At 69.2% G+C, this 23,697-nt stretch carries 18 protein-coding genes; 12 read left to right on the top strand and 6 right to left on the bottom strand.

The annotated features are described in order from the left end of the window. Positions 1–207 precede the first annotated feature (207 nt). A complete protein-coding gene (locus F0U63_RS21745; RefSeq protein ID WP_395847826.1) occupies positions 208–2,115 on the top strand; it encodes a Hint domain-containing protein in 1,908 nt (635 codons plus the stop codon). 408 nt (positions 2,116–2,523) lie between these two features. After that, positions 2,524–2,718 (top strand): class I lanthipeptide, encoded by a 195-nt coding sequence (locus tag F0U63_RS21740; RefSeq protein WP_395847825.1) that lies wholly within the window; start codon positions 2,524–2,526, stop codon positions 2,716–2,718. A 144-nt stretch (positions 2,719–2,862) separates the two neighbouring features. On the opposite strand, the gene F0U63_RS21735 is transcribed toward F0U63_RS21740, so the two are convergent. Next, positions 2,863–5,061 (bottom strand): peptidase domain-containing ABC transporter, encoded by a 2,199-nt coding sequence (locus F0U63_RS21735; RefSeq protein ID WP_395847824.1) that lies wholly within the window; start codon positions 5,059–5,061, stop codon positions 2,863–2,865. A gap of 6 nt (positions 5,062–5,067) precedes the next feature. After that, on the bottom strand, positions 5,068–6,000 hold the full coding sequence (locus tag F0U63_RS21730; protein WP_395847823.1) for an efflux RND transporter periplasmic adaptor subunit: 933 nt from the start codon (positions 5,998–6,000) through the stop codon (positions 5,068–5,070). Positions 6,001–6,248: 248 nt separating this feature from the next. On the opposite strand from F0U63_RS21730, the gene F0U63_RS21725 reads away from it, so the two are divergent. Together F0U63_RS21725 and F0U63_RS21720 are read left to right on the top strand one after the other, a co-directional pair. Beyond that, complete coding sequence (locus F0U63_RS21725) at positions 6,249–7,514, top strand: lanthionine synthetase C family protein (protein WP_395847822.1); 1,266 nt, start codon at positions 6,249–6,251, stop codon at positions 7,512–7,514. A gap of 12 nt (positions 7,515–7,526) precedes the next feature. After that, on the top strand, positions 7,527–10,799 hold the full coding sequence (locus tag F0U63_RS21720) for a lantibiotic dehydratase (protein ID WP_395847821.1): 3,273 nt from the start codon (positions 7,527–7,529) through the stop codon (positions 10,797–10,799). Here the strand turns inward: F0U63_RS21720 and F0U63_RS21715 are convergent. Both F0U63_RS21715 and F0U63_RS21710 read right to left on the bottom strand, forming a co-directional pair. Further along, positions 10,741–11,673 (bottom strand): efflux RND transporter periplasmic adaptor subunit, encoded by a 933-nt coding sequence (locus F0U63_RS21715; protein WP_395847820.1) that lies wholly within the window; start codon positions 11,671–11,673, stop codon positions 10,741–10,743. The two genes, F0U63_RS21720 and F0U63_RS21715, sit on opposite strands and share 59 nt — an antisense overlap. 129 nt (positions 11,674–11,802) lie before the next feature. Beyond that, positions 11,803–13,071 (bottom strand): CCA tRNA nucleotidyltransferase, encoded by a 1,269-nt coding sequence (locus F0U63_RS21710; RefSeq protein ID WP_395848401.1) that lies wholly within the window; start codon positions 13,069–13,071, stop codon positions 11,803–11,805. A 131-nt stretch (positions 13,072–13,202) separates the two neighbouring features. Between F0U63_RS21710 and thiD the strand changes: the two genes are divergently transcribed. Further along, a complete protein-coding gene (gene thiD / locus F0U63_RS21705) occupies positions 13,203–14,003 on the top strand; it encodes a bifunctional hydroxymethylpyrimidine kinase/phosphomethylpyrimidine kinase (protein ID WP_395847819.1) in 801 nt (266 codons plus the stop codon). Here thiD and F0U63_RS21700 read toward each other — a convergent pair. Continuing rightward, entirely contained in the window at positions 13,994–14,932 is a 939-nt protein-coding gene (locus F0U63_RS21700) for a LysR family transcriptional regulator (protein ID WP_395847818.1), read from the bottom strand. The genes thiD and F0U63_RS21700 overlap by 10 nt on opposite strands. Positions 14,933–15,014: 82 nt before the next feature. On the opposite strand from F0U63_RS21700, the gene F0U63_RS21695 reads away from it, so the two are divergent. From F0U63_RS21695 to F0U63_RS21670, 6 genes are all read left to right on the top strand, one after another. After that, entirely contained in the window at positions 15,015–16,262 is a 1,248-nt protein-coding gene (locus tag F0U63_RS21695) for an acyl-CoA dehydrogenase family protein (protein WP_395847817.1), read from the top strand. Beyond that, on the top strand, positions 16,259–17,080 hold the full coding sequence (locus F0U63_RS21690; RefSeq protein ID WP_395847816.1) for an SDR family oxidoreductase: 822 nt from the start codon (positions 16,259–16,261) through the stop codon (positions 17,078–17,080). The genes F0U63_RS21695 and F0U63_RS21690 overlap by 4 nt, the downstream gene beginning before the upstream one ends. 7 nt (positions 17,081–17,087) lie before the next feature. Further along, positions 17,088–18,161, top strand: a complete 1,074-nt coding sequence (locus tag F0U63_RS21685) for a phosphotransferase family protein (protein ID WP_002629880.1) — start codon at positions 17,088–17,090, stop codon at positions 18,159–18,161. Then, positions 18,161–18,853, top strand: coding sequence for a histidine phosphatase family protein (locus F0U63_RS21680; RefSeq protein WP_395847815.1), 693 nt, complete (start codon positions 18,161–18,163; stop codon positions 18,851–18,853). The genes F0U63_RS21685 and F0U63_RS21680 overlap by 1 nt, the downstream gene beginning before the upstream one ends. Before the next feature lie 66 nt (positions 18,854–18,919). After that, positions 18,920–20,293, top strand: a complete 1,374-nt coding sequence (locus F0U63_RS21675; RefSeq protein ID WP_395847814.1) for an FAD-binding oxidoreductase — start codon at positions 18,920–18,922, stop codon at positions 20,291–20,293. 296 nt (positions 20,294–20,589) lie between these two features. After that, a complete protein-coding gene (locus F0U63_RS21670) occupies positions 20,590–21,483 on the top strand; it encodes a LysR substrate-binding domain-containing protein (protein ID WP_395847813.1) in 894 nt (297 codons plus the stop codon). A gap of 1 nt (position 21,484) precedes the next feature. Here F0U63_RS21670 and F0U63_RS21665 read toward each other — a convergent pair whose 3' ends face one another. After that, positions 21,485–22,402, bottom strand: a complete 918-nt coding sequence (locus tag F0U63_RS21665) for a DODA-type extradiol aromatic ring-opening family dioxygenase (protein ID WP_395847812.1) — start codon at positions 22,400–22,402, stop codon at positions 21,485–21,487. Between the two features lie 299 nt (positions 22,403–22,701). Between F0U63_RS21665 and F0U63_RS21660 the strand changes: the two genes are divergently transcribed. Then, positions 22,702–23,688, top strand: a complete 987-nt coding sequence (locus tag F0U63_RS21660; protein ID WP_395847811.1) for an aldo/keto reductase — start codon at positions 22,702–22,704, stop codon at positions 23,686–23,688. Positions 23,689–23,697 lie beyond the last annotated feature (9 nt).

Raw genomic sequence — 23,697 nt, 5'->3', positions numbered from 1 at the left:
GAGCCGAGCGCATGTCCCGGTGACCCCTGCACCCGTGCTGGTTGTTTTATCAAAAGAATGAGGGCTGGGAATGAGGTTCGACGGAAAGCCTATACCCCATTGCCCTGAGGTATGGCCATACCGGCAGTGCATTTCCTTTTCCATTTTTTTCTGCAATCCCTATCAAGACATCGCGCCTGGCGCGGTATCCATGCAAGGGAGCACCCAATGGGACTCGAGAAAACCTTGTCACCGTGGAAGTGTTTCATCCGTGCCCTTCAGTTGTCGGGTCTGGCGTTGTTGGGTGCCGGATGGAGTACGCCGCCACGGCCGCTTTCCACGAGCGTGTCGCACCAGGTGCTGACCGAGCAATCCCGGCAGATGAGCGCGCTGTATGATGCCAGATCGCGCGCGAGCGGCGACCGGCTCAGCGTCGAACTCGACCTGGCGGATGACACGCAATACGACTTCGTGCTCAATCGGCTCCATGCGGCGGGCAAGACTGAATGGAACTCGCCCGAGCTTTTCAACAAGCTGGCCAAATTGAGGCGGCGAGCCCACTCCCGCGGGAAGGAGAAACCCGCGGCCACGGTGCTGGCCGAACAGTCGATCTGGTGCGACCACTACCTGATCGTGAGGCCTCCGGTGCCCATCGCTGATGGCAAGTCCATGCGCTATGAACCGTATGTCCACGTGAGCTGCCAGGGAGGGGCCACCTACGTCTACGCGGACATCGTCGCCTATGAAACCAATCAGGCGGAGACCCAGAGCAGGCTGGTCGCGTCCAACGCGGGCGAGGAGTACGGCGGTGGAACCAACTTCATCGACGTGGGCACCGCGGCCACGGTGAACGTGGCGGATGGACGCCTGCTCCGGCTGGAGTCCATCGCCCTGGCTGTCGATGACGTGACGGGCCGGGACGTCTCCACCTACACCGTGGTCCGTACCTCCGTCGCCCTGCGGGAAGAGGGAGGATTCACGCTCCTCCATCCGCGCGAGAACGTCCCGAACAGCACGTCCGACATCGTCCTGTGTCAGCTCCGTGGCGGCTCGGACTGCGACTACGCGGTGGCCGGCTACTCCAATGGCGTGCTGATGGCCTATCCCCCGACGCCGACCGGAGTCGCGGCGTCGAGGACCGACGCCCCGGGCGTGCTCAACCCCGCCGATTACTGGGAGTTCTCCGCGCCGTTCAACAGCCGGCGGCTCTACATCCCGGTCCGCACGGAGATCAAGGCAGGGGCTCGCAACTACTTGCGATGCAAGGTGGACAGCTACACCTACGGCCGGCTCAGGCTCCACACCGACACGGGCGTGGTCTGCTCCAACGCGGTGGACTTCAAGCAACTGCTTCCCGTGGGAAGCTACGCGGCGACGTTCAATCATCTCGCCGACACCTCGTACAGCATCAACCAGAACAACCCCGAGGACTGTGGGGCCAACAAGGTCCTCAACAGAGCCACCACCTTCACCATCACCATCCAGGGAAAGGCCCGATGCACCAGCGCGGAGGGCATCGACTACCTGGAGCCGTTCTACAAGTCCCAGGCGATCGACGGGCGCGCGTTGACCACCCAGCGGCTCTTCTTCCGCAATAGCTGCATGGCCGAGGGCACCCGGATCCAGCTGGACGGAGGCCGAGTGGTGCCGGTGGAACAGGTGAAGCTGGGGGACAAGGTCCTCGCTGGAGCCGGCCGTGCGGCGTTGACGGTGACCGACGTGGCTCGCGGCAATGAGCTCGCTCCCTTCGTGCACCTGCGTGACAGCCTCGGCCACCAGGTGACACTCACCGAGATGCACCCGGTCATCACCGCGAGGGGCCAGGTGGTGGCGGCGAGGGATTTGAAGGTGAGGGATCAGGTCCGCACGGACAAGGGCGTGGCCTCGCTCACCGAGGTGAAGCGCGTGCCGGTGAAGGGCAAGCGCGTGTTCAACCTGAAGCTGGGGACCGCCGAGGAATTGGCGGGAGTGGACGCGCCAGGCCGGACGATGTTCGCGGGCGGCTTCCTCGTGGGGGATATGGCCATGCAGGAAGAACTGGAGCGTCCCGCGAACGAGCCGGTGGACGTGCTGGCCCGCCTGCCCAAGGCCTGGCACCAGGACTACCTGAACGCGCGGAGGCGCTCAGCCGAATGAGTCACAGTGGGGGGGACTCCAGGAGCGGATGAAAGCGCAAGTGGCCGGCGAAACGAGGCGGCCGGCCGAGCCCTCCTCGGCAGGTGAAGAACGGAATGCTGTCACGCCTCTCTTTGTGGAACCTGCCGAGGAGCCGCGGGGTCTGGCTCCTCCACGCTCCTTCTTGGACAACAAGTTTCTCCAGGCTTGTGTTCGGGCTGTCCCCAGGGCGTCGGCTCCTCACCCGTTTGCGCTTGCCCCGCTTCACTCCTCGCTTCTCCTCGCGGCACCCCTTCCCCCTCCTCTCTCCCATCCCGGGTCTCCCTTCGGACAAGCCCTCCTCGGTTGACCCTCAGTGGTGTGCCTTGTCCCTGGGTACTAAATCAGAAGTGCCGCCAATTTCGGCGGCATCATGGGGAGGAACAGGTCATGATCGAGACGAACCCGAAGAGGCTCAGCCTGAACAGGGAGACCATCCGGAATCTCTCGGATGAGAACCTGGATCAGGTCGCTGGTGGCAGCGATCGGGACCGCGATAGGGACCACGACAGAGACAGGTACTCCTACCGCGGCCACCGCGGCTGCCACCGCTACTCGCGGCGCTACCACAGGTGCCGTGACTAGCGGTTGAACCATCGCCTGCCGGTGCCGTTCCGCCTGCGTGTAGAGGCGCAGTGCGGCTCCCCGCCGGCAGTGCGGTGTACCCGAACTCAATTCCTGGCGTTTGGGAATTCTTCCGCGCGAGCGAGGCTCTGGCCGTGGGGGTGTTCAACCCAGCTGGGCCGCCACCAGCGTGGCATAGATTCCTCCGCGGGCGAGCAATTGCTGGTGCGTCCCCGCCTCCACCAGGGCGCCATCCTCCAGGGTGAGGATCAGATCCGCGCCAGTGATAGTACTCAACCGATGGGCAATCACGATGCGTGTGCACTCGAGGGTTGCCAGAGCCTGGTGGACCTTGCTTTCGGTAATGGCATCCAAAGCGCTGGTGGCCTCGTCCAGCAGCAGAATGGCGGGCTTGCGGACGAGCGCCCGGGCGAGCGCGAGCCGCTGCCGCTGCCCGCCGGAGAGTGAGGTACCGCGATCCAGCAGCAGGCTTTCGTAGCCCATGGGCATGGCGAGCACCTCCTCGTGGATCTGCGCCAGTCTGGCCGCCTCCACCACGGCTTCCAGGGGAAGGGTGGGGTCCGCCAGGGTGATGTTGGAGCGGATGCTCGCGCTGAACAGGGCCGGGTTCTGCAGGACGATTCCCAACTGCTGGCGGACCGAGCGCAGGTCCAGCTCCGACAGGTCCATCCCGTCGTACAAGATGCGTCCCGCGCTGGGTTGGTACATGCCCAGCAGCAGGTTGGCGAGGGTGGACTTGCCCGCCCCCGAGCGGCCCACGATGGCCACGCGCTGCCCGGGTTGGATTTCCACCGACACGTCTCGTACCACCAGGGGCGCGTGGGGGCCGTAGCTGAACGAGACCTTCTCCAGGGAGATGTGTCCCGTGAGCTTGTGCGCCCGGCGTGCCTTGCCCACCGGTTGCTCGGGAGGTGCATCCATCACGTCATGGATTCGCTCGAGATAGCTGCCCAGGAGCTGCAACTGCATCATCGTGGAAACCATGTTCCCGAGCGGCCCGAGGAAGCCCACCGCCACCGCGTTGAGCGCCAGCATGCTGCCCAGGCTGAGCACTCCCCGGAGTACCTGCCAGGCGCCGAAGCACAGGGTGACGAGGGGCGCTCCCAGTTGCAGGGTGCTCAGCAGCGACTCGACCAGGGCTTCGAGCCGTCCACGCTGGAGCGAGATGTTGAGCACATCCACGAACATCCCCGACCAACGATCCACCGCCCGGTGCTCGCCCCCCATCGCCTTCAAGGTCTCCATGCCGGTGAGGAACTCCACCTCATAGGCCTCGGTCTTCGCCGACGCCTCCAGGCTGCGGGCCATCAACTCCGACTGCCGCCGCCAGCTCCAGGCGAACACGCCCACCTGGAGCGCCGAGAGTCCCAGCACCAGCATCGCCAGGGGCAGGTTCATGAGGAACAACACCCCCAGGAACAGGAGCACCATGGAGCCATCCAGCAGGCCCGAGAGCACCCCCGAGGTCAGCATCTCGCGGATGGTGGTGTTGCTGCCGAGGCGATTCATGAGATCGCCCACCGCCCTGCGCTGGAAGAACACGTACGGCAGCTCCACCAGGTGCTCCACGAAGCCCAGCGTCATGCGCGCATCCAGCTCGGTGCGCAGGTGCAGCAACAGATAGGCGCGCACCATCGACGCCAGGAACTGGAAGAAGATCAGCGAGCCCATCGCCACGCTCAGCACGAGCAGCAGGTGGTAGTCGCCGCGGGGCACCACCCTGTCCGTGATGGCTCCGGTGAGCACCGGCAGCCCCAGGGCGAAGAGCTGCACCAGCAGGGAGATGAGGAGGATGCGGGGCATCATCCCCGATTGAATCAGGAGCTGCTCCAGGTAACGCCGGAGCGGGAGCTTCTGGCCCTTCTCCTTCACGAAGGTGTCGCCAGGCTCCAGCAGCAGGGCCACGCCGGTGAACGACCGGCGGAACTGCTCGAGCGGCACCCGCCGCCGGCCCATCTCTGGATCCACCACGTCGACCCAGCCCTTGCCCAGGCGCTCGAAGACCACGAAGTGGCGGAATTCCCAGTGGAGGATGGAGCCCGCCGGGAGGTAGTCGAGATCCTCCACCTCCAGGGTGATCCCGCGGCCACGCAGCCCATACCAGCGGGCGGTCTCGAGGAGGGCCAGCGCGGTCGCACCGTCCCGGTCCACGCCGAGTACCTGGCGGATGTCGTCCAGGCGCACCACCTTGCCATGGTACGAGAGCACCATGCCCAGACAGGCCGCGCCACAATCACTGGCATCCATCTGCTGGATGTGGGGAATCCGCTTGCGGCGCGCGGGCAGACCCAGCCGGCGCAACTCCGGGAATCGTTCCAGCAGGGAATGGAGCGGGCTGATCATGGTGTGTCAGTGGAACAGGGTCTTCAAACCGGGGATGAGGGTCAGGATGATGCGCTCCGACTTCACCCGCGCATCGACCGTGCCCTGCATTCCGTCGAAGTAGGCGAGCTGCTTGCCATCCGCCTCGAAGAACCGGGAGGGGACGTGGGCTCGCACCAGCACCACGGCCCCGTTGACCGTCAGACTGTCCGCCAGCTCCGGGCCCAGGTACCGGCGTACCTCTTCCGGTCCCACCAGCCCATCCCCGACCTGGTCGATGAGCAACTCCTGGTATTGATATTGGAACCCCTCCAATTCCAGGCGCATCCTTCCTCCCTTGGCGAGCAGCGGGCGGGAGCCGCCGGGAAGCATCGCGATGACTTCAATGGGCGAGTCCTCCTGCACCAGCGCGACCACCACCTCCCCCTCGGAGAGGTGTTGGCCGCGCCGGATCCGCACGTCGCTCACCACTCCCGCCTGGGGCGCCCGCACCAGCCGCTGCTCGAGCTGGAACTTCGCCAGTTCCATCTCCGCGCGCAGCGAGGTCAGGGCCTGGTCCGCCGCCTCGTTCGTGAGGTCTCTCATCCGTTGCAGCAGGAGCAGTTCGAACTCGTGCTCGTAGCGCTCCAGGCTGGCCTGCTCCGGCCCGGCGAAGAAGCGCGCCAGGATCTGCCCTTCCTTCACACGCTGTCCTGGCTGCACCTCCACCGAGGTGACCCGCCCCGCCGAGAGTGCCGTCACCTCCAGCCGTCCCTGCATCCGCACCACCGCCGGACCGCTCGCGTATTGGGAGATCCATCCAAATATTCCAAACGCGACATAGAAGCCGACCACCGCCAGCAGGAGCCAGAAGGCCCAACGTGTCCACGAGGGAGACAGCCGCAGGACGGTTCCCTGCCCCTGGGCTCCCGCCTGATAGTCGAGCGCCTCTTTCCGGAATATCTGATCGTGCTCTGCCATCTGGGGATGTCCACCCCGAAGATGGATAGGGAAGGCAGGCATGGACAGCCTATGCGGGGAGGTTTCACGCTCGTCCCGGAGTGCACCCGCGTGTCGGGAGGGAAACCGTGTGCGGTCCCGGGCGCTGGGGGTGTCGCGAAGTGGATCAACACCAGCCCTGTCGCCGCATCGCCCGCGTGGGGAAAAGGTTGTATTGGATTGGAGGCCGGAGCAGATGACGTTGTCTGGTGGCGCGGAGGTGGGCCTTCATGACGGGATGGACGACGCTGCTCGAGGGCTCTCTGCGAGAGCGTGCGCTGCGGACCGTGGAGGAGATCGCGGGGGTGCTCCGGGAGCGGCAGGGGGTGGAGGGGCCGACGCTCTCGGGAGGTCTGGCGGGACTGGCCTTTCTGTTCGCCGAGCTGGACCGGGCACAGCCCCAGCAGGGCCACCGGGCCTACGCGGAGCAATTCCTCCTGGAGGCCGCGTCGGCGCTCGAGGAGATACCGCTCCCGCCGTGGCTGTATGCCGGATTCTCGGGGATCGCCTGGTCCATCTCGAGACTCGGGGCGATGGGAATCACCTCGGTCGAGGGCCTCGAGGAGATCGATGAGGTGCTGCTGGGTCTGGTCTCCCAGCATCCGTGGAACGCGGACTACGATCTGATCTCAGGGCTGGTGGGCCTGGGCGTCTATGCACTCGAGCGGATGCCCCGTCCGGTGGCGGTCCGGTGTCTCGAGGAGATCGTGGCCCGCCTGGCGGAGCGCTCCACCCCCGCCGGGCCGGGGCTGTCGTGGTGGACTCCGGTACGGCATCTGCCGAAGGAGCAGGCGGCTGTCTATCGCGAGGGGCACTTCAACCTCGGCGTTGCGCACGGGGTGCCCGCGGTGGTGGCCCTGCTGGGGCTGATCGCCCGGGCGGGAGTCTCCGAGCGGAAGGCACGCGAGCTCGCCATGGGAGGGGCACGCTGGCTCCTGGCGAACGTGTTGCCCGACAGCCCGGGGGCTCGCTTCCCCTGGTGTGTCGCGCCGGGCACTCCCGTCGAGCCCGCTCGCTCCGCCTGGTGTTACGGAGACCCTGGCGCCGTCGTCTGCCTGCGGATTGCCGCCCGAGCGCTGTCGGACGGAGAGCTCGAGCGGGTGGCGCTGGAGATCGCTCGCGAGGCCGCGCGGCGTCCGATGGCGCAGGCGGGGGTGCGGGATGCGGCCATCTGCCATGGCTCCGCTGGCCTCGGGCATCTCTACAACCGGCTCTACCAATCCTCCCGAGAGCCCGTGTTCAAGGAGGCGGCCACCGCGTGGTTCGCCCAGACGCTGGAGATGAGGCGTCCCGGGGAGGGCCTGGCGGGCTATCTCTCCTGGTATCCGAAGACCGATGGGGAGGGGGACGAGGATGAGGAGGAGGACGAGCTGGGCGGGGGGATGGATGGGACCCTGCTCGAAGGCGCCGCCGGTACCGCGCTGACCCTGCTGGCGGCATGTCACCCCTTGCCTCCCACCTGGGACGGCATGCTCCTGGCCGCCATCCCCGATTGAGCTCGCACGCCCATGAAGCACTCCCATTCCGAGGAGAAGTCCCAGGCGTTCGCGTTCTCCCCAGCGGGGTTCTTCGCGCTGCGCACACCCCTGTTGCCCTTCGAGGAGGTGATCCGGTGGGGGGAGGGGCTGGAATCCCCGCGCTTCCAGCCGGGCTCCCCGGGGCTCGAACCGGCGCTGCGTCGGGACCAGTCCATCCTCCGCGCGCGCCTGGGCGAATGGCTGCGGCGGCCGGAAGTGCGGGAGGCCCTCTTCGTGGCCTCGCCGAGCCTCCATGAGTGTCTGGGCCTCTGGGAGCGGGAACCGGAGAGCGAGCGCGGAGTGAAGGTCGAGCACAGCGTGGTCCGCTACCTGCTCCGCATGGCGGGGCGGCCCACTCCCTTCGGACTGTTCGCGGGTTGCTCCGTCGGCGAGCTGGGTGAGCGGACGCGACTGCGGATCGGCCCTCGTGCCAACTACCAGCGCCACACCCGCCTGGACATGGACTACGCCTGCCTCCTCGCGGAGTCCCTGGCTCGCGATCCCGAGTTGCGTGGGTCCCTCCTCTATCGGCCCAACACCAGCCTGTACCGCGCGTGTGGCCGGTTGCGCTACGCCGAGGGACGGATGATCGAGAAGGCCCGCTCGTACCACCTGGTGGCGGTCGAACCGACCGGGTACCTGGAGGCCACGCTGGCCCGGGCGCGGGAGGGCGCTTCGCCCGAGGTGCTGGCGCGTGCGCTGGTCGAGAGGGATCCAGAGGTCAGCTCCGCCGAGGCGGAGCAGTTCGTCGAGGAGCTGATCGACAGCCAGCTCCTGGTGCCCGAGCTCTCGCCCCCGGTGACCGGACCGGAGGCGCTCCCCGAGCTGATCTCCCAACTCCAACGGCTCCCCGGCGGAGCGTACTTCGCCGACGCGCTGCTCCCGGTCCAGTCCGCCCTCGAGCAACTGGATGGTGGTGGGCTCGGCGCGCCGAGCGAGCGCTACCTGGAAGTGGCCCGAATGCTCTCGGAGCTGCCCGCGCCCGTCGAGCTGCCGCGGCTGTTCCAGGTGGACATGGTCAAGCCCGCCCCCGAGGCCGTGCTGGGGCGGGAGGTGGTCCGCGAGCTGGAGCGCGGCGTCCAGTTGTTGCACCGGCTCGCCCCCGCCTCGCCGCAGCAGGAGCTGGAGCGCTTCCGTGAGGCGTTCACCCTGCGGTACGAGGGGCGCGAGGTGCCCCTGTTGGAGGCACTGGATTCCGAGGCGGGCATCGGTTTCAACCCTTCCCACGTCCCGAGCGCCGAGGTGGCACCGCTGCTGGCCGGGCTGCTCCTGGGCGGGGCGGCCGACGAGGCCGCGGGCGCCAGTTTCGGCGAGCGCGAGGCCGTCCTCCTGCGCAAGTGGGAGGAGAACCTGTGCACGGGGCGCCAGGTTCTCGAGCTGGATGACGCGTTCGTCGAGCGCCTGGCGAACAAGCAGCGCCAGCCCCTCCCGGACTCCTTCGCGGTGGTGGCGGCCGTGGCGGCGGAGTCAGAGGCGGCGCTCGCCCAGGGGCGCTTCCAGCTCCATCTCCAGGAGGTCAACGCCTCGGGTGCCAACCTCCTGGGCCGCTTCTGCCACGGGGATTCCCTGCTCCACCACAAGGTGGAGGAGCTGCTACGTGCCGAGGAGGCGCTCCGGCGGGACGCGGTGTTCGCGGAGATCGTCCATCTGCCCCAGGGCCGGGTCGGCAACATCCTCACCCGCCCGGTCCTGCGTGAGTACGAAATCCCCTACCTGGGGAGGTCCGGTGCTGCGCGCGAACGGCAGCTCGAGGCGTCCGACCTGAGGGTCTCCATCCAGGACTCGCGCATCGTGCTGCGCTCGGCGCGGCTGGGGCGGGAGGTCCTTCCCCGGATGACCACCGCGCACGACTTCGATTTCCAGAACCTCGGGCTCTACCGCTTCCTCTGCTCCCTGCAGCACCAACAGCACCTGAGCGGACTGATGTGGGACTGGGGACCGCTGGCCGGCGCCAGCTTCCTGCCCAGGGTCACCCATGGGCGGTTGGTGCTCAGTCTGGCCAGATGGAAGCTCGGGCGCGACACCCTGGAGGGGCTCGGCGAGGCGGAGGGAGCCCAGCGCTTCGCCGCGCTCCAGGCGCTCCGGGCCGAGCGGCGCATGCCCCGCTTCGTCGCGCTGGAGGACGAGGAGAACCTGCTGCCCATCGATCTGGACAACGTGCTCGCCGTCGAGGCGTTGGTCCAGCAGCTCAAGGGCCGGCCCCTGGCGACGCTGGTGGAGATGTTCCCGGCGCCGGACGCGCTGGGCGCCGAGGGCCCCGAGGGCCGCTTCGTCCACGAGCTGGTGGTGCCCTTCGTGCGCTCCCGCCCCGAGGAGCCCGAGCGCCTCCCGGTGGGCCCGGGCCGTCCCGCGCGGGAGCCTCGGCCCTCCAGCCCGGCCCGCGTCTTCCTCCCCGGCTCGGACTGGCTATTCCTCAAGCTCTACACCGGCGCGGCCACGGCGGACCGCCTCCTCACCGGCCCGGTGGCTTCGCTGGTGAACACCGCGCTCGGCTCGGGGGCGGCGGATGGGTGGTTCTTCATCCGCTATGGCGATCCGGACTGGCACTTGCGGTTACGCTTCCACGGCCCCCCCGCGCGCATGCGGGAGCTGGCCGGCGAGCTGTCCGGCGCGCTCGCGCCGCTCCTCCAGGAGCAACTCCTGTGGAAGGTGCAGCTCGACACCTACGAGCGCGAGGTGGAGCGCTACGGCGGACCGGAGGCCATCCTGCTCGCCGAGCAACTGTTCCAGGTGGACAGCGAGGCGGTGCTGGAGCTGCTGGAACTGCTCCCGGGAGACGAGGGGGCGGACGCGCGCTGGCGGCTGTTGTTGTGCGGGATGGATCTGCTGCTCTCGGATCTGGGGCTCGGGTTGGAGGCCCGGCTCGCGGTCGTCAGCGCCTTGCGCGAGGACTTCGGCCGGGAGTTCCAGGTCGATCACGCCGTCGAGCGGCGGCTGAATGAGCGCTTCCGCGAGGAGCGCCGGGGCCTGGAGGAACTGCTGGGTTCCAGGAGGGCGGGCACCGCCGTTCTGGCCAGGGGGCTGGAGGTGCTCCAGCGGCGCTCCGACAAGCTGGCGCCCATCGCCGCGGGGTTGAAGGGGCTGGAGGCGGCGGGGAAGCTGAGCCTCTCCATCGCCGAGCTGGCCGAGAGCTTCCTGCACATGCATGCCAACCGCATGACCCGCTCGGCGGCGCGCGCACAGGAGCTGGTCCTCTACGGGTTGCTCACTCGCCACTATTCTTCCCTGGCTGCCCGCCATCGGAAGGCGGCGCCGGAGGGCTGAGCCCGGCTGACAGGGACACGCGAGCCACCATGCCCGCCCGGACGGCCTCGTCGGACGAGTGCAGGGTGGCCAGCGCGAAGATCATCCGGGAGGACGTGTCCACCTCGGGGGAGATGCTCTCGAGCTTCCCGGGGAACTCCTTGCCCAGGGCGGGGAGGAAGATGCGGACCGGGAGGCCGACGGTGACCCTGGCGCTGTGCTGCTCCGGAATCGCGAAGCGTACCCGGAAGCCGCCCGCCTGGAGGAGCCGCAGGATGGGCGCTCCGGCTTGAACCCTGGTGCCGGGGTCCTGGTAGCGAATCGCCACCACGCAGTCGAAGGGCGCGCGGAACACCGCCTCCTCGAGCTGCTGGCGGATCTGCGCGAGCGAGGCTTGGCGCTCGCGGATGAGCGCTCGCGCGGCGTCCAGCAGGGAGAGCGCGGTCTCCCGCGCGTTCTGTGCACTGGAGATTTCATCGGTGGAGAGGACGCCCGCGGGGGGCTTCCGGTAGCGCTGGAGCCGTTCGGTGGCCGTGTGCGCCTCCGCCTCGATCCGTTTCCGGTCGGCCTCCGCCTGGTCGAGCTGGGCCTGGGCCATCCGCTCCGCGCTGCGCAACTGCTCCAGCGCCATGTTCCCCATGAGCGTTCCCGCCTGGAGGCGATCCCCCGGCTGGACGTCGAGGCGTGCCAGCTGGCCCTCGAACGGAGAGATGATCTCCACCTTTTCGTTGCCGAGCACTACGCCCAGGAAGCGCTCGTCCTGGGCGGAACCCGCGGCAGTGGGCTCGGCGCCGGGGGCCGGTTTCTCCGGGGGGGTGGCGAGGCGCTGTTGTTCCACCTGGCCGGAGCACCCGGCCAGTACCGAGAAACCAAGCACCGCGGCCATGGTGCGCATGGCGGTGAGGTTCTGCCTCCGCACCCGAGGAAGTCAACCGCCGCTCCCTCCGTGGGGACGGCACCCGTCGTGCCCTGGACGGATGAAGGCCCGGGCTGCTCAGCCCGCGACGGAATTGGTGCCCACCTGTCAGGCCCCACGCGCCTGGCGCCAGCCCGTCAGCAGCTCCCGGAGGGTCTCCGGCGTGTTGCGCGAGGGCTCGTCGAGCACCTGCTCCATGAGGAAGCGCGTCGCCTCCCCCACCATCGGCGAGGGTCCCACCCCCAGGGTGGACATGATGGCCCCGCCGTTGAGCGCGAGTTCCTTGGGGCTCAGCGGCGGCTTCGTGGCGGCCAGGGCTCGCAGGCGCTCCAGGAGGGCCTCGAACTCCGGCATCCGGGCGGGCTCGCGCACCTGGAGCCGGGCCCGGGCCACGGCACACAGCCCCTCGAGCTGGGCGAGCCCCACCTTGGCGAGCAGGCGGCGAAGCACGGGATCCGGTGCCCCCACGAGCTGCTCCACCCCCGCGTGCGTCACCAGCAAGCGGATGTGCTCGATGCATTTGGTGGGGAACTTGAGCCGGACGCTGATCTCCTCGGCGCGCGGGGGCTCGACGAGGTCCGCGAGCAGGGCGGCCATCCGGAGCTCCACCTCGGCGGGAGCGGCGACCGCGGCGGCCCGGGCCTGGTGGGCGACCTCGGGCTCCGCCTGGGCCAGCTCGGGCAGGAAGACCCCCAGGAGGCCCGTGTCGGCGAGCAGCTCCAACCCGAACTCCGCGCGCCGCGACAGCAGCAGCTTGACGAACTCTTCCCGCACCCGCTCGATGGCCACCTTCCGGAAGACCGGAAGCGAGGGCGGGATGGCGGCCTGGGTGGCGGGATCCAGCGTGAAGTCGAGCACCGCGGCGAAGCGCACGGCACGCAGGGGGCGCAGCCCATCCTCGGAGAAGCGCTCGAGCGCCGAGCCCACGCAGCGGATGAGCCGCCGGCCCAGGTCCTCCTGTCCCCCGAAGGGATCGACGAAATGCCCTCCGGCCGGGTCCCACGCCATGGCGTTGATGGTGAAGTCGCGGCGGGCCAGATCCTTGGCGATGTCGCGCTCGAAGGTGACGGTGTTGGGGCGGCGGCCGTCGTGGTAGTCGCCCTCGCTGCGGAAGGTGGTGACCTCGACGTGCACGCCTCCCATGAGCACGGTGACGGTGCCGTGCTGGATGCCAGTGGGAATGACCTTGGGGAAGGCGCGTTGCACCTCCTCGGGCCATGCGCTGCTGGCGACATCGAAGTCCTTGGGCGCCACGCCCCGGAGCGTGTCCCGGACACACCCGCCGACGAGGTAGGCGGCATGGCCCTCTTCCCGCAGCCGCTCGATGACCTTGCGGATGGGCGGGGGAACCGGGGCGTCGACCAGGAGGGCGGGCATCGTCATGAGGCGGGCTCGGAGCGCGGAGAAGCCCGGAAAGGTGACATGTCCCCTTCCACGCGGGCAAGCACTGGTATACCCCGGGCTCCCGGAGCCATCCGGGAAATGACGCTGGAGAAGGAGCACAAGCCGTGAAGGGACGTGTGTTGATCATCGCGGGATCGGACTCCGGGGGCGGAGCCGGCATCCAGGCGGACGTGAAGACGGTGACGGCCCTCCAGGGGTACGCCGCCACGGCCATCGCCGCGCTCACCGCGCAGGACACGCGCACCGTGCGGGCCATCCACGACGTCCCCCTGCCCTTCATCCGCTTGCAGATCCAGATGGTGCTCGAGGACATCGGCGCGGATGCGCTCAAGACGGGCATGTTGAGCAAGCCCGAGGTCATCGCCGCCGTGCGCGAGGAGCTCGACCGCCACGCCCCCGGCGTCCCCCTCGTCGTGGACCCCGTCATGGTGGCCAAGGGAGGCGCCCGGCTGCTCGACAGCGGGGCCGAGCGGGCCCTCATCGAGCTGCTCCTGCCACGCGCCGCCGTCATCACCCCCAACGCCTCCGAGGCCGAGGCGCTCACGGGCCTGCCCGTCACGACCTTCGAGGAGCAGGACCGCGCCGCCGAGCGCTTGCTGAAGATGGGCGCCCGGGCCGTGCTGCTCAAGGGCGGCCATGTGCCGGGAGACGTGGTCCGCGACGTGCTGCTCAGTCCGGCGGGACGCCATGAATACCGGGGCGAGCGCCTCCCCGACTCCTCCACGCACGGCACGGGCTGCACCCTGGCGTCGGCCATCGCCACGGGGCTCGCCCAGAAACTCGAGCTGCACGAGGCCGTCGAGCGCGCCCATGCCTACGTGCGCACCGCCATCCGCACCGCGCCCGGCTTCGGTCACGGCAATGGACCCCTCAATCACACCCACACCGTGAAGTCCTACCCCTGACGGGCCTCACGGCCGAGCAGCTCCCCGGCCAGCGCGAGCAATTGCTCGCGCAACCACCGGCCCCTCGGGTCCAGGTCCGTCTGCCGGTGCCAGTAGAGGTGGAGCTCGATGGGAGGAAGCGCGAGCGGCACCGGCAGCAGGTGATTGCCCATGGGCACCCCAATGGCCCGTGCCTGGCGCCGTGGCAGGGTGAGCAACAGGTCCGACTCCGAGACGATGCGGCAGGCCGCCTCGTAGTTCTGGCAGCGCACGGCGATCTGCCGCTGGTGGCCCAGGCGGTTGATCACCAGATCCTCCATGGCCAGCCCCGTGCGCCGGGACGACACCGTGACATGCCGCGCGGCCAGGTACGCCGCCACGTCCAGCTTCTTGCGCCGCTGTCCACTCACCACGCAGAAGCTGTCGCGCATCAGCGCCGTGTGGAGCAGTCCGGCGCCCGTCAGTTGCGCCACGTCGATCGCCAGGTCCAACCACCCCGACGCCAGATCCCTCTCCAGCTTGGAGCGCTCGACCCGGACGCTGGAGACCCGGACCTTCGGGGCGCTCGCGCGCAGGCGCTCCACCAGGCGCGGCAGCAGCGCGGGCTCCAGCTCGTCATTCATCGCGAGCGTCACCTCGCTCACGTCCCGCTCGGGCTCGAAGCCCCGGGTGCGGTGCACCGCCTGCTGGAGCAGCGCGAGCGCCTCGCGGATCTCCGGGGCGAGCCGTTCGGCGAGCGGCGTGGGGGTGACGCCCCTTCCCTCCCGCACGAAGAGCGGCTCGCCGAGCTGTTCGCGCAGCCGCGCCAGCGCATGGCTCACCGCCGACTGGCTCAGGAAGAGCACCTCCGCGGCCCGCGTGAGGCTGCGCTCCTGGAGCACGACGTCGAAGACCCGGAAGAGGTTGAGATCCAGCCCCGTCAGACGGGACGATTCATGAGCCCGGTTCATGCGAACACATGACCAGGATTCACTGGATTCATCAACACCCCCTGCTCCAGGATGCCGCGAGCATAAGGACACGGGAGGAACGATGAACTTCGAGCCAAGCGCCAGGAGCCAGGAGTACCTCGAGCGCGTGAAGCGCTTCGTGCGCGAGCACATCGAGCCGGCGGAAGCGCGCTACGCGGCGCAGCTCCAGGCGGATCAAGTGGGGGGAGACTGGCGGCGCTGGCGCATTCCCCCCCTGATGGAGGAGTGGAAGGCCAAGGCGAAAGCCGAGGGCCTGTGGAACCTCTTCCTGCCCGACGCGAAGCTCGGCGCGGGCCTGAGCACCCTGGAGTACGCGCCCATCGCCCAGGAGATGGGCCGCAGCCTCATCGCCCCCGAGGTCTTCAACTGCAACGCCCCGGACACCGGCAACATGGAGGTGCTCTGGCGCTATGGCTCCGAGGAGCAGAAGAAGCAGTGGCTGGAGCCGCTGCTCGCCGGGGAGATCCGCTCGGTGTTCTGCATGACGGAGCCGGACGTGGCCTCCTCGGACGCCACCAACATGCAGGCCACGGCGGTGCTGGACGGAGACCACGTGGTGCTCAACGGCCGCAAGTGGTGGTCGAGCGGCCTGGGCAACCCCAAGGCGAAGGTCGCCATCTTCATGGCGCGCACCCCCGCGCCGGATCAGGACCGGCACCATCAGCACTCCATGGTGCTCGTGCCGCTGGACTCGCCCGGGGTGACCGTCGAGCGCATGCTCCCGGTGTTCGGTGAGTACGACATCTCGCACGGTGGCCACGGTGAGGTGCGCTTCGAGAACGTGCGCCTGCCGGCCTCCAACGTCATCAGTGGCCTGGGCAAGGGCTTCGAGATCGCCCAGGGCCGCCTGGGTCCCGGCCGCATCCACCACTGCATGCGCTGCCTCGGCGCGGCGGAGCGCGCGCTCGAGTTGATGATCGACCGCGGCATGAAGCGCACCGCCTTCGGCAAGCCCCTGCTCAACCTGGGCGGCAACCGCGAGCGCGTGGCCGAGGCCCGCATCGCCATCGATCAGGCCCGGCTGCTCACGCTCTACGCCGCGTGGAAGATGGACGAGGTGGGCGCGCTCGGGGCCATGTCGGAGATCGCCGCCATCAAGGTCGTCGCGCCGAACGTCCTGCAGAAGGTGGTGGATGACGCCATCCAGATCTTCGGTGGCGCGGGCGTGTCGAACGACACCCCGCTCGCGGGCTTCTTCGCCCAGGCGCGCACCCTGCGCCTGGCGGATGGTCCGGACGAAGTGCACAAGGGCGTCATCGCCCGCATCGAGCTCGCCAGGCGCGGCTTCTCCCGGAGTGACCGGTCATGACCTCACAGCGAATCTTCATCACGGGTGGTGCCAGTGGGTTGGGCAAGGCCATCGCGCTGCGCTACGCGCGGGCGGGCTGGCGCGTGGCCATCGGCGACGTGCACGAGGCGCGCGGCAAGGAGACGCTCGCGGAGCTCAAGGCCCTGGGCACCCAGGCCCTGTCCGTGCACTGTGACGTGACGCGCGAGGGCGACCTGCGCGCGGCGGCCGAGCGGCTCAACGAGGAATGGGGCGGCGTGGACGTCGTGGTCAACAACGCGGGCGTCGCCCAGGCGGGCGGCATCGACGAGGTGCCGATCGCCGACTGGCAGTGGGTGGTGGATATCAACCTGATGGGCGTGGTGCGCGGCTGCCACGTGTTCACGCCCCTGTTCAAGCGCCAGGGCCACGGCCACTTCGTCAACGTCGCCTCCATGGCGGGGCTGCTCGACATGCCGATGATGGGCGCCTACAACGCCACCAAGGCCGCCGTCGTCTCCCTCTCCGAGACGCTGCAGAACGAGCTCGCCGACTCGAAGATCGGCGTGACGCTCGTCTGCCCGTCCTTCTTCAAGACCAACCTGGCCGACTCCCTGCGCACCAGCAATCCCGCCATGCACGCCGTGATGGGCAAGCTGCTCAACCGCTCGAAGATCACCGCGGAGGACATCGCGGAGCAGATCTTCCAGGCGGTGAAGACGCGCGAGTTCTACGTCCTGCCCCACCTGGAAGGCCGGCAGGCGTGGCTGGCCAAGCGGCTGCTGCCACGCCGGATCTACTCCGAGCTGATCAGGAACCAGGCGCGCCGGATGAGCGGCTTCGGCACCGCGAAGGCCTGAGGAACCCATGTCCGCGACCCCAACCACTGATCAAGCCGGAGCCGTGCGCAAGGGCGAGGAGCTCGACGTCGCGGCCGTGGACGCCTGGCTCAAGCGCCAGGAGCCCTCGCTGGAGGGCACGCCCGAGGTGACGCAGTACTCGGGGGGCGCCTCCAACTGGACCTACCGGCTGAAGTACCCCCAGCGCGACCTCATCCTGCGCCGGCCCCCCGCGGGCACCAAGGCGAAGTCCGCGCACGACATGGCGCGCGAGTTCAACGTGCAGAAGGCGCTGAAGCCCGTCTACCCCGCCGTGCCCACCATGGTGGGGTTGTGCCAGGACGCGGCGGTGATCGGCACGGACTTCTACGTCATGGAGCGCATCCCGGGTCTCATTCCACGCTCGCGTCTGCCCGCGGGCATGACGCTGGACACCGCCCAGACGCGCCGCCTGTGCCTCAACGTCATCGACAAGCTGATCGAGTTGCACCGGGTGGATCCCCAGGCCGCGGGGCTCACGTCGCTCGGCAAGGGGCCCGGCTATCCCCGGCGGCAGATCGAGGGCTGGTCCGAGCGCTACGAGAAGGCCCGTACGTGGAACGTGCCGAGCTACCGCCGCGTGCGCGACTGGCTCAAGGCGAACACCCCCGAGGACATCGCCACGTGCGTCATCCACAATGACTGGCGCTTCGACAACGTGGTGCTCTCTCCCGAGCAGCCCACCGAGGTCATCGGCGTGCTCGACTGGGAGATGGCCACCCTGGGCGACCCCTTGATGGATCTGGGCAACACCCTCGCCTACTGGGTGCACCCCGACGATCACATCATCCTGCGCAGCACCCGCCGCCAGCCCACCCACCTGCCCGGCATGCTCCGGCGCGAGGAGGTGGTCGCCTACTACCTCGAGCGCATGGGCCTCAAGCCCGCCAACTGGACCTTCTACGAGGTCTACGGCCTGTTCCGCCTCGCCGTCATCATCCAGCAGATCTACTACCGCTATCACCACAAGCAGACGCGCAACCCGGCGTTCAAGAACTTCTGGGTGCTCGTCAACTACCTGGACTGGCGGTGCCGCGGGCTCATCAAGCGGGAGGGCCGCTGATGGGCGCGGTGTACCTGGTGCGCCACGGTCAGGCCTCCTTCGGCAAGGCGGACTACGACGCGCTGTCGGAGACCGGCTTCGAGCAGGCGCGCGTGCTCGGCGAGAGTCTGCGCTCGCGCCTGCCCCGGCCGGACGCGCTCTTCACCGGAAGCCTGCGGCGCCACCGGGAGACCGCCGAGGCGTGCCAGTCCACCTGGGGCGTGGACCTCAGGCTCCAGAGCCTTCCGGGCTTCGACGAGTTCGACCAGGACGAGCTGATCCGCCTGCACACGCCCCGCTACGCGGACCCGGCCACGCTCCGTCAGGAGTTGATGACCACCGCGGATCCGCGCCGGGCCTTCCAGGAGCTGTTCACCCAGGCCGTGGCCCGCTGGGTGAACGGCCAGCACGACGCCGAGTACCAGGAGACCTGGTCCGCCTTCCGCCAGCGCTGCACCCAGGCCCTGGACACCGTCCTGAAGACCCTGGGGCCCTCCGCCACCGGCGTGGTGTTCACCTCGGGGGGACCCATCACCGCGGTGTGTCAGGAGTTGCTGCACCTCCCGGACGAGCACGCGTTCCGCATCAACTGGATGCTCACCAACTGCGGCGTCACCAAGCTCATCTACAGCGAGCGCGGCCGCTACCTCTCCACGCTCAACGAGCACGCCCACTTCGAGGGCGCGCGCCGGGCGCTCATCACCTACCGGTAGCAGAGGCCGTTCCAGGCCGGGTTGGACAGGACCCCAGGTGGCTCGTGCTAGCGTGCCACCACCTCCATGAGCCCCCCTGCCCTGTCCCTGTTGGATGATCTGCGCGGTGGACTCAGCGGTCCCCTGCGCTCCACCCCGGAAGAACTCGAGCTGTATGCCCATGACTTCGGGGGGCTCGTGCGCCGGGTGCCCCGGGTGGTGGTGCGGGCGCGGTGCGAGGCGGACGTGGTGCACACCCTGCGGGTGGCCCGCGCCCATGGGGTTCGCGTCACCGTGCGCGGCTCGGGCCACAGCACCCGAGGCCAGACCCTGGACGAGGGAGGCATCATCCTCGACAACCGCGCGGAGGGGGGCGAGGTGCGCCTGCTCGACGGGGGCCGCGTGGAGGTCTCCGCCCGCACGCGCTGGGGCCAGGTGGAGGAGGCGCTCAACGCCGCGGGCAGGACGCTGCCCGTGCTCACGGCCACGCCCGGCACCACCGTGGGTGGAACACTATCGGAGGGCGGCTTCGGCTCGCGCTCGCTCCAGCAGGGCGCGCAGGTGGATCATGTCGAGCGGCTGCGGCTCGTCCTCGCGGATGGCACCGCCCTCTGGTGTGGCCCCGGGGAGGAGCCGGACCTGTTCCGCCTCGCACTGGCGGGCTTCGGCCAGGTGGGCGTCATCGAGCGCGTGGTGCTCGACACCCTGCCCTCGCAGCCGCTGACCCGCCTTCAACTCAACCCTCACGGTGGCCTGAGCGACCTGGTGGAGGCCGTGGCGTGGACCGAGACGTGGCGGGACTCCACCCCCGAGCATTTCCTCGGCCTCTGGAAGGAAGGCCGTTTCTGGTCCGTCTTCGGACGGGACTTCGCCGACGAGGCCAGCGCCACGCGGGCTCCCCTACCCGAACCCCTGGCGCGCATGACGCGGGAGCGGGCGGAACTCGACGCCCCCCCTCAACTCCTCACCTGGAGCGACGAGGACGACACGCGCCAGCGCCACCCCTGGCGCCGCCGGGTGTGGTGTGACTACTGCCTGGATCTGGAGGGGCTGCGTGGCTTCGCGCGCTTCCTCGAGGGGCGGCCCGGGTGGATGTCCGGGCTGGAGACCGTCTCCCTGCTGGCGCTGGCCAACCCCCCGGGACGCACGCGCGGGCTCTTCGACATGAGGCCGCCCTCCCAACGCGCGGAGCGCCTGTATGCCCTGGGGCTCTACCACGGCGTGGACGTGGGGGACGGGCCCGGGCTCCAGGCGGCCGAGGCGCTCCACCGAGCCTGCTTCGAATGGTGCGTGCGCGCCGGTGGCCGTCCCTCCCTGCGCGGGGGGAGCATCCTCGACGCGGCCACCCTCCGGGGGCTCTACGCGGAAGACCTCTCCCTCCTGCGGGCATGGCGCGTGTCCCGGGATCCCTCCGGTCTGCTCAACCCCCACGGGCTGCCGGCGGGCCTCGTGCGGGAGTAGGACTCCCCGCGCCCACCTCCTGTCGTTCGCCGTACATTTCACGCGCGCCAGGTTTTCGCGGAGCCTGCATCCCGCTCACGGGCCCCTCACCTTCCCGGCATGTTCTTCTTCTTCTCGAACAAACTCGGTTGTGTGGGCTCCGTCCTCGTCTCGATTGCCCTGTCCGCGGTCCTCTACGCGATCTTCCGCGCGATGAGCGCCTCGTGACGCACGTCCGAGGGAGACCTGCGTCAGGCGGCCCCAGGCGCCCATGGAACATTGACGCCCCTGGGGAGCTGTCATAACCGCGTGACGTCATGGGAACGCCCGACCTGAACCTCCTGCCGCTGTTCGTGGCGGTCGCCGAGACGTGGAGCATGTCCGCGGCGGCCCGGAAGCTGGGGATTCCGAAGTCCTCGGTGAGCCGGGGGGTCGCGGCGCTCGAGGCGTCGCTCGGCGTGCAGCTCTTCCACCGCAGCACGCGCAAGGTGGCGCTGACCACGGCGGGCACCGCGTTCTACGAGAAGGTGCGTCCCGTCGTCGCCACCCTGCGCGACATCACCGGGGGACTTCCCGAGCAGGAGGCGGAGCCATCCGGAGAGCTGCGCATCACCTCGCCCATGGACATGGGGCTCACCTTCCTCGCCCAACTGGCCGCGGAGTTCTCCGCGCGCTACCCGGGCATCCAGCTCGACATCCGGCCCACCAACCGCACCGTGGACCTCGTGGGCGAGGGCTTCGACGCGGCCCTGCGCGTCGCCATGAAGCTCACCGACTCGACGCTCGTGGCCCGGAGGCTCAGTGGCCTGGAGAGCGCCATCTACGCGGCGCCCACCTACCTCGCGCGGCGAGGCGTCCCCCGCTCCTTCGCGGACGTGGCCTCGCACGACTGGGTGGCCTTCAGCCAGTGGAAGCGATTGCCTCCGCCGCTCGTGTCCCCCCCGAGTCCACGCCTCGTCACCGATGATCTGCTGTTCGTGCACCGGGCCATCCGCGAGGGCCTGGGGCTCGGACTGATTCCCACCTTCCTGGCGCGGCAGGACGTGACGGCCGGGCTGCTCGTCCGGGTGTTGCCCTCATGGGGCCTCAAGGCCGGAAGCCTCTTCTTCGTCCACCCCCCCACCGAGCACGTGCCGCGCAAGGTCGCCGCCTTCCGCGACTTCCTCATCGCCTTCATCGAGGCCAATCCGCTGATGGCCAGCAGCGACTGACTCAGGCGAAGTGGATCGCCGACAGCCGCGTGCCCATGAACGTCCCGTTGTAGGCGACGGTGCCGTGATCCGCTCCCGCCGCCCCGGCGATGACCATCAGGGGCAGCAGGTGCTCCTCGCGGGGGTGGGACTGGCGGCTGGCGGGGGCCTGATCCCAGCGCGCCAGCCGGGCATCCCGCTCCTTGGGCTCCAGGGTGGCCGTTTCGCGCAGCCACGCGTCGAAGGCCTCGGCGATGGGCTGGGTGCGCGGACCGAAGCCCGCGCGCAGGTTGTGGTACGACATGCCGCTGCCGATGATGAACACGCCCTCGTCGCGCAGCGGCGCGAGCGCGCGTCCCATGGCCAGGTGCTCCGCGGGATCCAGCCCGTGCTTGAGCGACAACTGGACCGTGGGCACGTCCGCGTCCGGGTAGGTCAGCTTGAGCGGGACGAAGGTGCCGTGATCATAGCCCCGGTGGGAGTCGGAGGCCGTCGGGAAGCCCGCCGCCCCGAGCAGCTCCCGCACGCGCTCGGCGAGCTGCGGATGACCGGGCGCGGGCCAGGTGATCTCATACGAGGCGGGCGGAAAGCCGTAGTAGTCGTAGAGCATGGGCGGACGGGCGCTGGTCATCACCGTGGGCACCGCTTCCTCCCAATGCGCGGAGATGACCAGGAGCGCGCGGGGTGGCGTCTTCGGCACGCTCCGCAGCGACCGCAGGTAGTCCGCCAGGGCGGTGAACCCCGGCTTGTCGTTGAAGCCCAGCTCGACGAACGGCCACGGACCGCCGCCGTGCGGGATGAAGACGACGGGCATGCGCTCGCCAGGGGAGCCCGCCCGCCGCTCGGCCGAGCCCGCCAGCGCGGCGAGCCCCGCCGCTCCGGCCAGCCCTCCCACCAGCGCCGTACGCCGCGTCACTCCATCCTCGCTCTCGTCACTCATGTGCCTGCCTCCGGTGCTTCGTGTCCGACTGGGAGATCCAATGCAGGGCTCGCGCCCCGGGCGCTAGGTGTCCAGGACGCATCACTGCGTTGCGAATCTGGAACGCTCCCGGGCCAGCCCCTCGCCCGAGCCAATGTCCGCCAGCGAATGGTTTTTCCGCGGGGCGAGTATGTCCGCCAACTCGGCCCGTGTGCGAGCACCGGGGGTGGACACATGCGGATTGTGAGGGCCGCGCCCGGCGCGCAATGTCGAGGGTCCCCGCGCGCACCCGCGCCCGTACCCGAGATGAGGACTTCGCCATGAACCGCAGAGAATTCCTGGAGGCCACGCTCGCGCTGATGCTGTCCTCGGAGGCCCTGGCCGCGAACAAGGCCCCGGCGTCGCGCGACGTGCCCCGCCGCAAGCTCGGCCGCACGGGCGAGCAGGTGTCGTGCATTGGCCTCGGGGGCGCGCACATCGGCGGGCAGAAGGAGGAGGCCGAGAGCATTCGCATCATCCGGAGCGCGCTCGACGCGGGGATCAACTTCCTGGACAACTGCTGGGACTACCACGACGGGCGGAGCGAGGTGCGCATGGGCAAGGCGCTCCGGGATGGCTACCGGAACAAGGCCTTCCTGATGACGAAGATCGACGGCCGGGACAAGAAGACGGCCGCGGCGCAGATCGACGAGTCGCTCAAGCGCCTGCAAACGGACCACCTGGATCTGCTGCAACTGCACGAGGTCATCCACCAGGACGATCCCCAGCGCACGTTCGCGGCCGGAGGCGCCCTCGAGGCCATGGAGGAGGCACGCAAGGCGGGCAAGGCGCGCTTCCTGGGCTTCACCGGGCACAAGTCCCCCGCCATGCACCTGAGCATGCTCGAGGCGGCGAGTCAGCACGGCTTCCGCTTCGACGCCGTGCAACTGCCGCTCAACGTGATGGACGCGCACTTCGACAGCTTCGAGAAGCGCGTGCTGCCCGTGCTCGTGAAGGAGGAGATCGGCGTGCTCGGGATGAAGTCGCTGGGTGGCACCTTCATCCTGGAGAGCAAGACGGTGAGCGCGCCGGAGTGTCTGCGCTACAGCCTGTCCCTGCCGGTGAGCGTGGTCATCACGGGCATGGACTCGATGGCGCGCGTGGAGCAGGCGCTCAAGGTGGCGCGAGGCTTCAAGCCCTACACGGAGAAGGAAATCCAGGCGCTGCTGGCGCGTACCGAGAAGGCCGCCCAGGCCGGCGCCTTCGAGAAGTACAAGATCAGCACCCACTTCGACGGCACCACGAAGCACCCGGAGTGGATGGGCTGACCTTCGCCG

The sequence above is a fragment of the Cystobacter fuscus genome (assembly GCF_044360685.1).
GTDB lineage: Bacteria > Myxococcota > Myxococcia > Myxococcales > Myxococcaceae > Cystobacter > Cystobacter fuscus_C.
The sequence above is the reverse complement of the archived record's forward strand: the minus strand, read 5'-3'. Positions and strand labels throughout refer to the sequence as shown.

Bases quoted from the DNA above. Each gene is read 5' to 3' on its own strand.
- F0U63_RS21725 (WP_395847822.1), top strand. From the start codon at position 6,249: ATGACGGGATGGACGACGCTGCTCGAGGGCTCTCTGCGAGAGCGTGCG.
- F0U63_RS21695 (WP_395847817.1), top strand. From the start codon at position 15,015: ATGAACTTCGAGCCAAGCGCCAGGAGCCAGGAGTACCTCGAGCGCGTG.
- F0U63_RS21700 (WP_395847818.1), bottom strand. From the start codon at position 14,932: ATGAACCGGGCTCATGAATCGTCCCGTCTGACGGGGCTGGATCTCAAC.
- F0U63_RS21735 (WP_395847824.1), bottom strand. From the start codon at position 5,061: ATGATCAGCCCGCTCCATTCCCTGCTGGAACGATTCCCGGAGTTGCGC.
- F0U63_RS21745 (WP_395847826.1), top strand. From the start codon at position 208: ATGGGACTCGAGAAAACCTTGTCACCGTGGAAGTGTTTCATCCGTGCC.
- F0U63_RS21665 (WP_395847812.1), bottom strand. From the start codon at position 22,402: ATGAGTGACGAGAGCGAGGATGGAGTGACGCGGCGTACGGCGCTGGTG.
- F0U63_RS21740 (WP_395847825.1), top strand. From the start codon at position 2,524: ATGATCGAGACGAACCCGAAGAGGCTCAGCCTGAACAGGGAGACCATC.
- F0U63_RS21710 (WP_395848401.1), bottom strand. From the start codon at position 13,071: ATGCCCGCCCTCCTGGTCGACGCCCCGGTTCCCCCGCCCATCCGCAAG.
- F0U63_RS21715 (WP_395847820.1), bottom strand. From the start codon at position 11,673: ATGCGCACCATGGCCGCGGTGCTTGGTTTCTCGGTACTGGCCGGGTGC.
- F0U63_RS21720 (WP_395847821.1), top strand. From the start codon at position 7,527: ATGAAGCACTCCCATTCCGAGGAGAAGTCCCAGGCGTTCGCGTTCTCC.
- F0U63_RS21670 (WP_395847813.1), top strand. From the start codon at position 20,590: ATGGGAACGCCCGACCTGAACCTCCTGCCGCTGTTCGTGGCGGTCGCC.
- F0U63_RS21730 (WP_395847823.1), bottom strand. From the start codon at position 6,000: ATGGCAGAGCACGATCAGATATTCCGGAAAGAGGCGCTCGACTATCAG.
- F0U63_RS21660 (WP_395847811.1), top strand. From the start codon at position 22,702: ATGAACCGCAGAGAATTCCTGGAGGCCACGCTCGCGCTGATGCTGTCC.
- F0U63_RS21675 (WP_395847814.1), top strand. From the start codon at position 18,920: ATGAGCCCCCCTGCCCTGTCCCTGTTGGATGATCTGCGCGGTGGACTC.
- F0U63_RS21690 (WP_395847816.1), top strand. From the start codon at position 16,259: ATGACCTCACAGCGAATCTTCATCACGGGTGGTGCCAGTGGGTTGGGC.
- F0U63_RS21680 (WP_395847815.1), top strand. From the start codon at position 18,161: ATGGGCGCGGTGTACCTGGTGCGCCACGGTCAGGCCTCCTTCGGCAAG.
- F0U63_RS21685 (WP_002629880.1), top strand. From the start codon at position 17,088: ATGTCCGCGACCCCAACCACTGATCAAGCCGGAGCCGTGCGCAAGGGC.